The organism is Bhargavaea beijingensis (genome assembly GCF_900101985.1).
Classification (GTDB): Bacteria; Bacillota; Bacilli; order Bacillales_A; family Planococcaceae; genus Bhargavaea; species Bhargavaea beijingensis.
This window is the reverse complement of sequence record NZ_FNAR01000003.1, coordinates 144653-158388: the sequence shown is the minus strand read 5'-3', so window position 1 is coordinate 158388 and position 13736 is coordinate 144653. Positions and strand designations below refer to the sequence as shown.

The 13736-nt window shown below is 54.7% G+C and carries 9 protein-coding genes; 8 read left to right on the top strand and 1 reads right to left on the bottom strand.

What is annotated here, in order from left to right; all coding sequences use genetic code 11:
* Positions 1-6 precede the first annotated feature (6 nt).
* Positions 7-4560, bottom strand: coding sequence for an endonuclease (locus BLT01_RS03955; protein WP_092094817.1), 4554 nt, complete (start codon positions 4558-4560; stop codon positions 7-9).
* A gap of 487 nt (positions 4561-5047) precedes the next feature.
* Here BLT01_RS03955 and BLT01_RS03950 point away from each other — a divergent pair, with 487 nt between their 5' ends.
* From BLT01_RS03950 to BLT01_RS03915, 8 genes are all read left to right on the top strand, one after another.
* The gene (locus BLT01_RS03950; protein ID WP_092094815.1) at positions 5048-5728 is read left to right on the top strand and encodes an N-acetylmannosamine-6-phosphate 2-epimerase; all 681 of its coding nucleotides are present in this window, start codon (positions 5048-5050) and stop codon (positions 5726-5728) included.
* Positions 5729-5761: 33 nt separating this feature from the next.
* Positions 5762-6628, top strand: coding sequence for an N-acetylneuraminate lyase (locus tag BLT01_RS03945; RefSeq protein ID WP_092094813.1), 867 nt, complete (start codon positions 5762-5764; stop codon positions 6626-6628).
* 20 nt (positions 6629-6648) lie between these two features.
* Entirely contained in the window at positions 6649-8142 is a 1494-nt protein-coding gene (locus BLT01_RS03940; RefSeq protein ID WP_092094811.1) for a sodium:solute symporter, read from the top strand.
* A gap of 33 nt (positions 8143-8175) precedes the next feature.
* Positions 8176-9867 (top strand): FAD-binding protein, encoded by a 1692-nt coding sequence (locus BLT01_RS03935; RefSeq protein WP_092094809.1) that lies wholly within the window; start codon positions 8176-8178, stop codon positions 9865-9867.
* Positions 9868-9973: 106 nt separating this feature from the next.
* A complete protein-coding gene (locus tag BLT01_RS03930) occupies positions 9974-10879 on the top strand; it encodes an ROK family protein (protein ID WP_092094807.1) in 906 nt (301 codons plus the stop codon).
* A 15-nt stretch (positions 10880-10894) separates the two neighbouring features.
* Entirely contained in the window at positions 10895-11728 is an 834-nt protein-coding gene (locus BLT01_RS03925; protein ID WP_092094805.1) for a MurR/RpiR family transcriptional regulator, read from the top strand.
* Positions 11729-11747: 19 nt separating this feature from the next.
* Positions 11748-12917 carry an N-acetylglucosamine-6-phosphate deacetylase gene (gene nagA / locus BLT01_RS03920; RefSeq protein ID WP_092094803.1) on the top strand — a complete coding sequence of 390 codons (1170 nt, stop codon included), beginning with the start codon at positions 11748-11750 and terminating at the stop codon, positions 12915-12917.
* A gap of 158 nt (positions 12918-13075) precedes the next feature.
* Positions 13076-13615 carry a helix-turn-helix domain-containing protein gene (locus BLT01_RS03915; protein ID WP_092094801.1) on the top strand — a complete coding sequence of 180 codons (540 nt, stop codon included), beginning with the start codon at positions 13076-13078 and terminating at the stop codon, positions 13613-13615.
* The last annotated feature ends 121 nt before the right edge of the window (positions 13616-13736 follow it).

The window sequence follows — 13736 nt, the reverse complement described above, 5'->3', positions numbered from 1 at the left end:
TCAGGTTCACGAAGCCTGTTCCATTTTGTTGCCGGCCGCGCCGTTTCCGAAAATCGATTCCGCCCATTCCGGATTGTCGATGAACGGGTTGCGGTTGCCCTGGATGTCAAAGATCACATCGTTCCTGTGCTGTTCGAAGTCGCTGACCGGGTCCATCTCATGCCACTCGAGAAGGACGGAAAGCTTGCCGTGGAACGGGGCACTGCCGTTGTTGACTTGTTCATTGAGTTCAAGATCCACCCGGTCGCCTTCTTCATAGCGGGTCGCCATATAGAAGAGCATCCGTGCGACGTCTCCCTTAACCTCATCAGGCGCTTCAAATGAATCACCGTCGCGAAGGCATCCGCTGCAGTTGCTGACCGGATTGCCTCCATAATCGAAGTCAAGGTTGCCCCGGGTGCTATTCACCTGGACGTCTGTCGGCCGAAGGTGGTGAATGTCTGTTCCGGGGCCACGGGAAGTGCCGAAATCTCCGTGGGATTTTGCCCAGACGTGCTCGCGGTTCCAATCTCCGACCTGCCCGCCGTTCCGATCTTTGGAGCGGGACTGCTGGGAGTAAAACAGGATGACATTGTCCGGACGATCGGGGTCCTCGTCCGTCAGACGCAGCGCTTCCCACACTTCTGAATAGGAGAGGACTTCCTGTTCTGAAATGATATCGTGGAGGGCGGCCTTCAGGGCTTCGCCTTCCAGGCCTTCCGTTCCGCTGTAGTAGTTGTCCGGATCACCCGGCTCTTCCGGATTTCCGGGTTGCTCCGCCGTTTTTATCGTTACTGCGAAACGGGCGGTCACGGTGCTCTTGCCGTCTGTTGCCGTCACGGCTACGAGATGCGTGCCGGCTTCCAGGTCGAGCGTCAGTGTGCTGCCGGAGACGGTACCTTTTGTCGCCGAGTAGGTGAGGGGATCGCCGTCCGGATCTGAGAAGTGGTCCGACAGATCGACGGAGATGCCTTCTCCCTCGGTCGCCGACTGGTCCTTAATCGGTGAGGACACTACAGGCGCCCGGTTGGTTTCGGGTGCAGGTTCTTTCTCACCCGGAAGGCCGATCAGCCGGCCTTTGGAATCATAGATTGTCACAAGTTCCGGAGAAGCTTTTTTTTCAAACGTGATTGATTGGATGTTTTCGCCGCCGCGGATCTCAAGCGGCTTCCCGCCTTCGATGATCAGCTCCATCACTTCAGTACCTTTGGCATCGATGATCGTGCCGTCCTGTTTCGGCTTGAGATAAACTTTCTGACTTTGGAAGCCTTCGCCGTGGAATTCCGCGTAGCGTCCATTCAGGTGAAGACCGTCCGGGATGACGCCGTGTTCGTTGATTGTGACGGATACACTTTGCTTTCCGATCGTCACTTTCTTTTTGTCAGGCTTGTCAAAGACATAGTGATCTTCCGGCACGATCGGTTCGAAATCCATGCCTTCCAAAAGGTCGATCTGGACCATGAGCGGATCGTGATCGCTCGCGCGTCCTGCCATGTCGGTAAAGTCTGCATTGACGTGAAGAATATCGATTTCCGTGTCATCCACAAGGTTGTTCGAGACGATAATGTGGTCCAGTACCTGTGAGTTGCCCTGGTAAATGTACGTATAGCGGTCAGGTGCTTCGACATGGCGGATCATATTCGTCATCAGGTCGCCTTCCAGGATTTTGAGTGGTTCAGCGAACTGATAGTCGTTGAAGTCGCCGACTGCAACGACATTCGCATCCGGATCGTCCGCTTTCACGTCTTCGACGAAACCACGGACCAACTTGGCGATTTCGATGCGTTGCGCTTCGCTGCCCAGGACCGGCGGCTGGATTTTGCCGAAGATCGGGGTGTCTCCGCCTTTGGAGTTCCAGTGGTTTGCGATGACGACGATGCGCTCGCCCTGGAAGTCGAATTGGGCGGCTAGCGGCTTGCGGCTGTTTTCGAATGCCGGGTCGTTCGGCGCGATGCGGCCAGGGTTCAGCGTGAGCTTGCCGTCCTCGTAGCCGACAGCTGTTGTCGCGTCTCCGTGGGGAATCCCGTCAGTGAGCGAGACGCGCTCAGGGTTGTAGAGGAAGCCGACGCGTATATTCGCGCCCGGCTGGCCGCCGTCTTTGTCGTTGACCGGGTTGATGTTCACATATTCATAACGGACACCGCCCGCCTCGACGATGGCGTCGATCAGGCGCTGGTACGATTCGGATGCATCAGAGTCGCCGGCGTCCGGGCCGTTATTGTCCTGGACTTCGGTCACGCCGACGATGTCAGGGCTTTTCATGTCGGTCGCAAATGCGCGGGCGAGCTTGCGTGCCTTGTCATCGGACGTGGTCTTTTTGTTGTTCGAAAAATTCTCGAGATTGTAGGAAGCGATCGTCAGCTTGTCCTCATTCTTGACGATTGTCGTCTGTTCCGGCTCCGTGTCGCCTTCCAAATGGTTCGCCTGCATCTCTTCGAGTGAAGCGAAGATCTTGTAGTTCTGGAACGAGTAGCCCACGACGCCCATGTTCGGGCCTTTGAACCGGTCACCAGTCGCAACTTTGAAATCACGTGCCGGGCCGTTTGGCTCGAGGCGGAACTGGATGCGCTCCGCGTTTTGGTCACCTTCCTTGTAGAGGATCCCGCCGTGGATCGTTTCTTCCGGCCAATCTTCGAGTACGGTGACGAGATCGCCGTGTTCCTGCGGGCCGACTGCACGGATATCGCCGACCGTCACTCGCATGCCCTCAAGGCTTTCCCAGAAGTCGATCGCATCCGATCCCGGGTCAAAAATGGTGAGCTGGTCATCGTCGACTGTCTCTGCGGGGAGATTCCTCTCATCAATCAGGACCGGGTCAGGCAGATCCAGGCCGCGTTCAAGCACAGTCACCTGTCCGCCGCGGTCATCACGCACGTTGATCTGGGTGACCGGAAGATCGGTCTCCTGGCGGTCCGAGAAACCGTCTATGGCGTACTCGCTCACTTCACCGGAGACGGAGACGAGATCGCCGATTTGGACCGGCCAGCCGTTGCGCCCCGCATAGAGCGTGATCGCTTCGGACGTGTGCGGGTCGTTGTCCGCCAGCTCATCCGGCGTCTGGATGTGGTAATAATGCGAGCCGTTCAGCTCGTAATGATAAGTGACGATCCCTTCCACGCCTTCGACCCGCTGGCCGTCAAACGAGGTGAAGTGGCCGGCGCCCTGGATGTCATGGATGCGGAGCGCTTCAGTGATCGTGTACTCGAACGTGGACACGCCGCTGAACTCGCCGCCGGCGTTCCGGACGACTGCTTTTAGGACAGTGTCTTTGCTGATGGTGACCGGTCCGTCGTAAACCTTGCCGTTTTCAGCCGGATCGGAGCCGTCCACCGTGTAAAGAATATCGGCGTCTGACGTCGTTGTGGACAGGGTCACTTCCTGAGGCCCGACATATGTGCCGGAGCCGGGCGTCGCGGATGCCGGACGAAGGATTGTGCTGTCAGCAACGATATCTTCGAAACTTCGCGGGATCACTTGATAGCCGCTGTCGAACTGCTGGACGATGCCGGTGACCGACTCGTAGGCCATGCCTTCTTCAAGCCCGAGCTGATTGGACTCGTCGCGGACGATAAATTCGCCGTTGCCGTCGCTCGCCGTGAAGTTTGCCGAGGAGCCGCCGCCGGACATGCCGCCGAGCGTCACGCCGCTAATGGTGACCAGTTGCGATTCAAGCGCTTCGCCGATCTGGTCGCCGGTTACGGTTTTTGACACGGGCGCATCCGCATCTGCCCGGCTGACGACAGCCGCGCCGTCCAGTTGCAGGAGGCCGCGGTAGTCGGCAAGCGTTCCGGTCAGCGTTACTTCTTCGCCGACTTCAAGGCCAAGGGAAGTCGGGCGGACCGCGATGCCGCCTGTTTCGTCTTGGACGGAAATGGTGTTCTTCAGATTGGCTGCGACCACACCTTTGATGGTGACCGTTTCGCCAAGAGGAAGGTCTCGGGCATCCGCGATGGATAGGGTGTCAACCGGCTGTTCCGGTTCGGCCGGGCTTCCTTCCTGAAGGTGGGTGCCCAGATTCGAGAAGTCGTCTTTTCCAAACGCATCCCATTCAACGGTCCGGTCGAACGGATCATCGGCGATCCGGTCGCCGGAAGTGACCGCCGCCTTGCGTATGAGGGTCAGGTCCGTTCCGAAATTGGCCCTCGTGCCGACCTGGCCAAAAGAATCGATGACCTGTCCGTCCTTTTTCAGGACGATTGCATCGTCGCCGTTAAAGTTGATGACCGTCTGGTTCAGAAGATCGGCTTTACCGGTGATGTCAGAGGCCGCCTGGTTATGGGCCAGGACATAGGTTTCGCCTGGTGAAAGTGTACCGGAAAGTTTCAGGGAGTGGCTCGGTGAAGCGGATCCGTTTGCATACAGTTCAAGGGAGTAGGCCCCGAGATCTACTTCCGTTCCGGTGCCGTTATAGAGTTCCAGAGCCTTGTTAAAGCTGCTTCCTTCGATGTATTCCGAGATCAGCAGGTTTTCCGCAGCAGTTTGCGCATTTGCTGACGCCGGGATTGCGGGAACCATCAGGCTCAGCATGAGGCCTGCGGACAGCAGACCATTCAGCGGCCTTCGCCAACGCTTTTGATCCATTAAGGTTTCGCTCCTTTTTAATGAAGTCCAATTTGAATCGTGCAGGAGAATCATAGGCAATTCAATAGAATCAACACAAACTTAGCAAAGCTTACAAATACTTTACGTGGGCCTTATGATCCAGGATATTTTCCTCCCTTCACGATTATCATGAAGCCGGTGAATCTAGGTGACAATAGCATTTCTTTAAGTTTGGATTTTTGAGTCTATTAAACTATTCGATTTTGATTACTAAATACAGGGGTCGTAAGAATAAAAGGGCTAATAGGCCTATTTTGATAAGGCCTTTAGTGTTGTTGTGGCCGTCAGCTCAAATGGAATCATACAGGAAGATGGATTCAATAATTTGAATGTTTGCTGTCACTTTCTCGAAAGTTTTTGACAATCAATTATCAAAAGTGATATATTTTTCTCGTGAAATCGTTTTCTATTTGCCGCATATTTCATCAACAGGCGGCCTCAATGTGTCAGAAGGTGGAGAATCAGGATGGATAGTTTGGAAATGCTGAAGGGCCGGCTGATCGTCTCTTGCCAGGCGCTCGAGGATGAGCCCCTCCATGACCCTTATATCATGGGCAAGATGGCATTGGCGGCCAAAATCGGCGGCGCCGCGGGAATCCGGGCCAACACGGTCAAGGATATCCGTGCGATCAAGAAGGAAGTAGACCTGCCGATCATCGGCATCGTCAAGAAAAATTACGGAGATCATCCCGTTTTTATCACGCCGACCTTCAAGGAAGTCTCGGAACTGGTTGAGGAAGGTGTTGATGTCATCGCGTTCGACGCGACGGGCAGAAAGCGGCCGGACGGTAAGACGTTCGCGGATTTCTTCGGCGAAGTAAAGGCTTCATTCCCGGATCAGCTGTTCATGGCCGACTGTTCGAGCGCTGACGAAGCGGTCGAGGCGGAGCGGGCGGGCGTCGACATCGTCGCGACGACACTCGTGGGTTACACCCCCTACACGGAAGGGCATTTGCCGCTTGATGCGTTGGAGGAAACCGTCTCCCGCGTGTCGGTTCCCGTCATCGCGGAAGGTAATATCGATACACCGGACAAAGCGCGGGAGGCGCTCCGGATCGGTGCCCATGCGGTAGTGGTTGGCGGAGCAATCACCCGCCCTCAGCTGATTACGAAAAAGTTTGCGGATGCCATGGACGGGCAGGCATAACAATCGTCCAATACATAATCGGAAGGTGAGAATATGAACGGAATTTTTACGGCACTGATTTGCTCGTTTGATGAGAAAGGCCAGGTAAACGAAAAAGGCCTGCGTGAAATCGTGCGACACAATATCGATGTGCAAAAAGTGGACGGTCTTTATGTGAACGGAAGCTCAGGGGAGAACTTCCTCATGTCCGCGGACCAGAAAAAGAAAGTGTTTGAAATCGTCAAGGATGAAGTAAAGGACGAGGTCAAGCTGATTGCCCAGGTCGGGGCGCTGGATATCGACGAAGCGGTCGAACTGGCCCAATACGCAACAGACCTCGGGTATGATGCCCTGTCCGCGGTCACACCGTTTTATTACCGCTTTGACTTTGAAGAAGTCAAGGACTACTACAACACGATTCTTGAGAACGTCGACAACAAGATGATCATCTATTCGATCCCTGCTCTGACAGGCGTCAGCATGAACCTCGATCAATTTGCGGAGCTGTTCGAGAACGAGAAAGTCATTGGTGTGAAGTTTACGGCACCGGACTTCTTCCTTCTGGAGAGAATCCGCCATGCCTTCCCGGACAAACTGATTTATTCCGGATTTGACGAAATGCTGCTTTCCGCAGCGGTTCTCAACGTGGACGGTGCAATCGGCAGCACGTTCAATGTCAACGGCCAGCGTGCCAAGCAGATTTATGCGCTTGCCAAGGAAAGCCGGATTGATGAAGCCCGCGAAATCCAGAAAGTGACGAACGATCTGATCGCGGAAATCCTGGCGAACGGACTCTACCAGACAATCAAAGAAATCCTGAAGGCAAAGGGCGTCGACGCCGGCTATTGCAGGAAGCCGATGAAGCGCCTGACTGAAGACAAAGTCAAAAACGCGAAAGCGATGGCAGTGAAATACTGCTGATCGGCTAAGGGGGAAATCATATGGGTGGTACATTTGCAGTCATCGACTACGTGATTTTGTTCGCTTACCTGCTGTTCATCCTTTATGTGGGGATTGCCGTCGCGAAAAAGGAGATGCAGGGCAAAGAGTTTTTTAAGGGGGACGGCTCAATCCCGTGGTGGGTCACATCCGTCAGCTTGTTTGCCACGTTGCTCAGCCCGATTTCGTTCCTTTCTCTGGCTGGAAACTCCTATCTCGGCTCCTGGGAACTTTGGTTCGCGCAGCTTGGCCTGTTTATTGCCGTGCCGGTCGCAATCTACTTTTTCCTTCCGGTCTACCGAAAGCTGAATCTGGACACGGCCTATGAATATCTGGAGCGGCGCTTTGATGTGAAGATGAGGATGATCGGCAGCGTCCTGTTCATCGTCTACCAGATCGGCCGCATGTCGATCATCATGTACTTGCCGGCCATCGCACTGAGCGCGGTCACCGGCATCAATACCGTCCTGATCATCCTGTTCATGGGGGTCATCGCGACGATCTACTCCGCGTTCGGCGGTATCAAATCCGTTCTATGGACGGACTTTATCCAAGGCGTCGTCCTGATCGGCGGAGGCGTCTTCGCCCTGATCTTCCTGCTGTTCTCAATAGACGGCGGAATCGGTGAAGTGTTCAGGACCGGTACGGATAACGGAAAGTTCTTCACGGACATGCCGCTGTTCGATCTGAACTTCGTCAACAACAGCATCCTGCTTCTGATCTTTGGTGCGGGGCTATCGACTGCGTTTTCGTACATCTCGAGCCAGGACATGGTCCAGCGCTACCTGACAACGAACGATACCAAAGAGATGAACAAGATGACTTATTTGAACGGCCTGTTGTCCCTCGGGACAGCAACCCTGTTCTTCTTTATCGGGACAGCGCTCTACACGTTCTATACACAGCAGGGCGGCGCGATGCCGGACGGCAAGGGCGATTTGATCTTTGCCAATTACATCGTCAGTGAGCTGCCGGTCGGGATTTCCGGCCTGCTGATCGCCGGCCTGTTCGCGGCCGGGCAGTCGACGCTGTCGACGGGCCTGAACAGTGTCGCGACCAGCTGGACACTGGACATCCAGAATGTGTTCAAGCCGGGGATGAGCGATGAGAAAAGCACGAAGATCGCACGTGTCGTATCGGCACTTGTCGGAGTTTTCTCGATTGGATTCGCCATCCTGCTTGCGTACTCCGATGTCAGCTCGGCCTACGAATGGTTCAACGGTCTCATGGGACTGGCCCTCGGGATTATCGGCGGCACATTCACGCTTGGCGTCATGACGAAAAAGGCCAATGCAAAAGGTGCGCTTCTCGGATTTATCGCCACTACGGCACTGGCCATTTACATTTCGTATTTTACAGACATTACTCTCTGGGCGTATTCGATCATTAACCTGATGGCTTCGCTGATCTTCGGCTATGGTTTCAGCCTGCTGTTCAAAGAGAAAAGCAAAGCCGAAGACGGGGACATGACGTTTTACGATCAAGCGTCCAACTGAGCCTGGAAACATGCAGAAGGGTAGGTGAACAGGATGGAGATCAGGAAAACAATCGAAACGGATGTGCTCGTCGCGGGAAGCGGACTGGCCGGCATCAAGGCGGCAAAAGAGCTTTCGGACCTCGGGCATCGGGTTCTCATGGTGACGAAGATGAAGATCGCGTCCGGATCCAGTTTCTATCCGCTGAAAGCCTCCCTCGGCACCCAGGTGACCAAAGATGCCGAAGACGAGCAGAAGTTTCTGGAAGACATCGAAGAAATGAGCCGCGGGATGTATAGGCAGGACCTCGCCGAAGTGTATGTCCATGAAATTCCGGAGCGGGTCAGGGAATATCCCGAAATCGGAGTGGCTGCGAAAAAGCTGGACGGAGAGCGGAAGGCCTGCTTTGCGCCGAATGCCCGGAATATTTACCTGCTGAGCGACTGGGACCGCATCCGGCGGAAGGTCGGCGAGATCTTCGCACGGTATGACACGCTTTCCGTCATGGAAAAGACGGTCATCCTGACGCTGATCAAGGAAAGCGGCCGGGTGACCGGCGCCGTGCTGCTGGATGAAAACAATGAGCTCGTGCTTGTCCGATGCAAGGCGGCCATCCTTGCGACCGGCGGATTCGGTTCGATCTATAAGCACAACCTGAACCCGAATGATGTGGACGGATCAGGTCATGTTCTTGCAATGGAGGCGGGGGCCCGCCTCGTGAACATGGAATTTATCCAATTCATCCCGGGCATCACTGCGCCGAAATACAAGACGCTTTTCGGCGAGCATACTCTCATGTACTGCGAGGATATCGTGGACGGGGAGGGGAAGAGCCTTCTCCTGCCGATGCTTCCGGAAGGCCTCGGCATGAGGGATTGCATGGAGATCCGGAGCACTCACGGACCATTTACGCATTCTCTGGAATCCAGGTATTTCGATATCGCCATGATGAAACGGATCGCTGAAACGGGGAACGAGAAAGGGTTTAGGCTGCTGTTCAATCCGGCCATCTATGAGAATAAGGAAGAGTTTTATACCGTTTATCTGGACTGGCTAAAGGAACGGAACGTCGACCTGGCGGAAGACGAGATCCGAATCGCCCCGTTCGCCCATGCGAGCAACGGCGGAGTGTTGATCGATTCCCGGGGACGGACTGGGGTGGACGGCCTGTACGTCATCGGCGAACTCTCCTGCAACATCGAGGGGGCGAACCGGCTCGGCGGCAACTCCACAGGTGCCTGCATGGTGTTCGGGAAGCGGGCTGCCGAGGACTGCGCCGGCTATATCGGCACGGTTTCTCACGGAAATGCCGACGAAGCTGTCGCGGCAGGTCGCCTGTCCGGGATGTTCGGCGACCCGGCTTCGGCAGACGATACGGATGCGGAGGCCGCTGCGGAACGGGCGAGGGCGGTGACCGAGAAAATCAGGGAAATCCTTTGGTATCACGCAAACGTCGTCCGGTCCGAAAAGGGATTGACCGCTGCGTTGGAGGAAATCCGGAATCTGGAGCAAGCGGTGGACTTGCCGCTGCTCATCAGCCGGCCGGACAAACGGCAGCTGGCCTTCAAGGTGCGGAATTTCCTGATGCTATCCCAAGTCTTGCTTCTTGCGATGCTGGAACGCAGGGAAAGCAGGGGGGCCCACTACCGCGAAGATTATCCGGAAGAAGACGAGGCGTTCAGCCGCAGGCTATTTGTTTCGGCAAGGCCGGATGGTGATGTGCATCTTGAATTCCTGGATGAATGACAGCCGAAAGGCAGAAAAAGAGAAAAACCTGTCACGGGTTTTTCTCTTTTTCAATGGACAATCGTGGAAATGAGACTAACAATAGAAACAGAAAAGAGGGAAGACTATGGTGCTTGGCGTGATTGATATCGGCGGAACGTCCATTAAATATGGGGTCCTCAGCGAGACGGGTGAGCTGATCCACCATGATTCCGCGCCGACGGAGGCGTGGCGGGGAGGAAATGCGGTCGTTGAGAAAGTATGCAAGATCTCCGACGCACTCCGTGGACGTTTTACAATAGAAGGAATTGCCATCAGCTCGGCAGGGCAGATCAACAACCGGAACGGTTCAGTCGTGTTTGCCACGGACAATATCCCGGGTTACACAGGGACGCCAGTCGCAGAGCGGATCAGCAGGCATACGGGGCTGCCGGTCACGGTCGAGAATGACGTGAACTGCACGGCGCTCGGCGAGCATTGGAAAGGAGCAGGCAGAGGCGTCCGGAACTTTGTCTGTATGACGATCGGGACAGGGATCGGCGGAGCGCTGTTTTTGGACGGCCGTCTTTACACCGGGTCTGCGTATTCTGCCGGCGAAATCGGACACATTTCGCTGTATCCGGGCGGGAAGCCGTGCACGTGCGGAAACAGAGGCTGCTATGAACAGTACGCCTCGGCTTCGGCACTCATCGGGCTGATCCGGGATGCGTATGGGGGCAAGCCTGATCTTGAAGCGTTCTTCAGGCTGGTAAAGGATGGAGAAAAGAAAGCATTGGAGATTTTCGGCCGTTGGGTGGATGATATTGCAACAGGTCTCCAGTCGCTTGTCCATGTGTTTAACCCGGAATGCATCATTATCGGCGGCGGCGTTTCTGAACAGGGCGAGATGCTCAGGCGTGCGATCGAAAATGCCCTGCGGGAGAAAGTCATGCCGAATCATCGCCAAGCGCTTGAAGTCCGCTTGGCGGAACAGGGCAACCGGGCAAACCTGCTCGGAGCGGCCCATCATTTCATGGTAAGCCGGAAAAACTGAAAGGGGGCGCGCAGGATGAACAGTCCGCTCACCCATGTAAAGCCATCCGTTGTCATGGAGCAGCATAAGCACCTATTCACGAAATCTGAACAGAAAATCTATGCGTATATTCTCGGACATCCTGAACAGGTCATCTATCATTCCCTGACCGAATTCTCGGATGCGTGCGGGGTTGCTGAGGCAACGGCGCTCCGCTTTCTCCGGAAGCTCGGATACAAAGGGTTCCAGGATTTTAAGTTTTTATTTGCCAGGGAGATTGCCGAAGCCGGGACCGACCAGGGAGAAACGTATCTTGAGCGGATCCGGGAAAACATGGTCCAAGCCATCCGCGATACGCATAATGTGGTCAATCATGACGAATTGTCCTCAAGCATCGAAGCGATCGACCGGTCGGATGATGTCGTCATTTTCGGCATCGGTTCATCCGGCATCGCCGGGCTTGATATGCAGCACCGCCTCATGAGGATCGGGAAGCATACGAGCGTCGTAACCGATTCGCACTTCCAGATGATGCGCGCGGCTTCGCTAAATGAAAAATCTGTCGTGATTGCGATCAGCCTCACCGGCGGAACAAAGGATATCGTCGATGCGGTCCGTGTCGCCAAGGAGAAAAAGGCGAGAGTCGTCGCTTTGACGAACTATGTGAAATCTCCGCTGACCAAGTATGCCGACCATATCCTCCTGACGTCAGCGAAGGAAAGCCCGCTGGACAGCGGTTCTCTCGTATCGAAAGTGGCCCAGCTGTATTTGGTCGACCTGATCTGCACCGGGCTGACGATGAAAAATTACGAAGAAGCGGAACGGGTGAAACGAGAAGTATCCGACAGCATCTCAGGGAAATTGTACTGACACGGGAAGGATGAGAGAAATGGAACCGATGTTGATTAGTGGAGCGACCGTATATGCTGAAGAAGGGGTTCTGGAAAACGGATATGTGCTCGTGCGGGACGGCAAGATTGCCGGCGTGTCCGGCGTTCGGCCGGAGAGACTTTCTGAAGGGGCGAAGGAAATCGACGCCTCTTCCCTGAACGTCCTCCCCGGATTTATCGACAGCCATATCCATGGCGCGGACGGGGCGGATGTCATGGATGCGACGGAACAGGCACTTGATACGATAGCCCGCTTCCTGCCGGCAGAAGGGACGACGTCTTTCCTTGCGACGACCATTACCCAGGCCCATGAGGCGATCGGCAATGCGCTCGAAAACGTCGCGGAATATCCGAATCGTCCGGGGCAGGCGGAAGTGCTCGGCGTGCACCTGGAAGGTCCCTTCGTGGAGAAAAAGCGTGCCGGCGCGCAGCCGGAAGCTTATATCGTGGCACCCGATCCCGGCCTGTTCCGGAAGTGGCAGCAGCTATCCGGCGGACGGATCAGAGTGATCACAATGGCCCCGGAACATGACCCGGAGGGAGGATTGATCCGGGAGCTGGCCGAGTCTGGAGTGGTCGTCTCGGCAGGACATACCGACACGGGATTCACCGGAATGAAGAAAGCCGAGGTTCAGGGCGTCAGCCAGGTGACCCACCTGTGCAACGCGATGCCGGGCATCCATCACCGTGATGTCGGCGTGGTTGGAGCGGCTTTTCTTCTGGATGCGCTGAAAGCGGAGCTGATTGCCGACGGCATCCATGTGGAGGAACAGATGCTGCGTCTGATCTGGCGGAACATCGGACCCGACCGGCTCATCCTCATCACCGACTCCATGCGGGCCAAGGGGCTTTCGCCGGGGGAATACGAACTCGGCGGGCAGCCTGTCAGGGTGACCGAAGACCGCGCGGAACTGGCGGACGGAACACTTGCCGGCAGCATCCTGAAAATGAACGAAGGTGCCCGGCGAATGCTGGATATCGACGGGGTCACAATGGAAGACATCGTGAAGATGGCATCACAAAATCCGGCCCGCCAGCTCGGGGTTGATGGCCGGAAAGGCGGCATCCGTGAAGGCAAGGATGCGGATCTGATTCTGGCCGATGATGAGTTGAATATCCGGCTGACGCTTTGCCGGGGAGAAGTGGCGTTTGTTAGTGAATGCAGTTAAAAATTATGGATTAACGAAAGGCTGATCCCATCTGTTGCGGACCAGTCTTTTTCCTTTTGAAATAAACCACTTCCTATCTATAACATTATTTGGTACTATCATAGCAATTCATTGCTACGGTAATTTTTATGGAATGACTGTAACTAGGGGGGATTCTATTGGAGGAAATCTACCAAGAGATCAAGCGGCTTCGGCTGGAACAGGGATTTACATTGAAAGAACTAAGCGAGCGAACTAATCTGTCTGTCAGTTTTCTATCACAGGTTGAACGTGGTAGCTCATCTCTCGCAATTACATCACTCAAGAAAATTGCAGATGCATTTGGTGTTCCGATCACCCAATTTTTTGAGTCTGAGCAGAACCATAATTATTTATTGAGAACAGACGAGCGAAAGCCGTTCCGCTTGGAAGGCTCATCAGCTGTCTATGCACGGCTTAGTGGGGAGTTTGGTGGCCGAACCCTGGAACCGCTTCTGGTCACGCTCGCTCCTGGCGAAAAACAGGTCAGAGACTCGCACCCGGGTGAAGAGTTTTACTATGTTCTGAAAGGGGGAGCCTTGTTTACGGTAGACGGGAAAGAATACTTTATGAGGGAAGGCGACACTATTCACTTTCCATCAAACCTCCCTCATTCATGGGAAAATCCACTAAACGATGAATCCTCGTTTTTATGTATTCTAACCCCCGCGATTTTTTAGTAACTATATACGTGCAACAGACGAAGCGGATATTTCGCACTTCCAGGCGAAATATCCGTTATTTGTTGAAAAAATATTGTCTTGAATGTTGAAATTATTCTTTCAATTGATTTTTATTTAT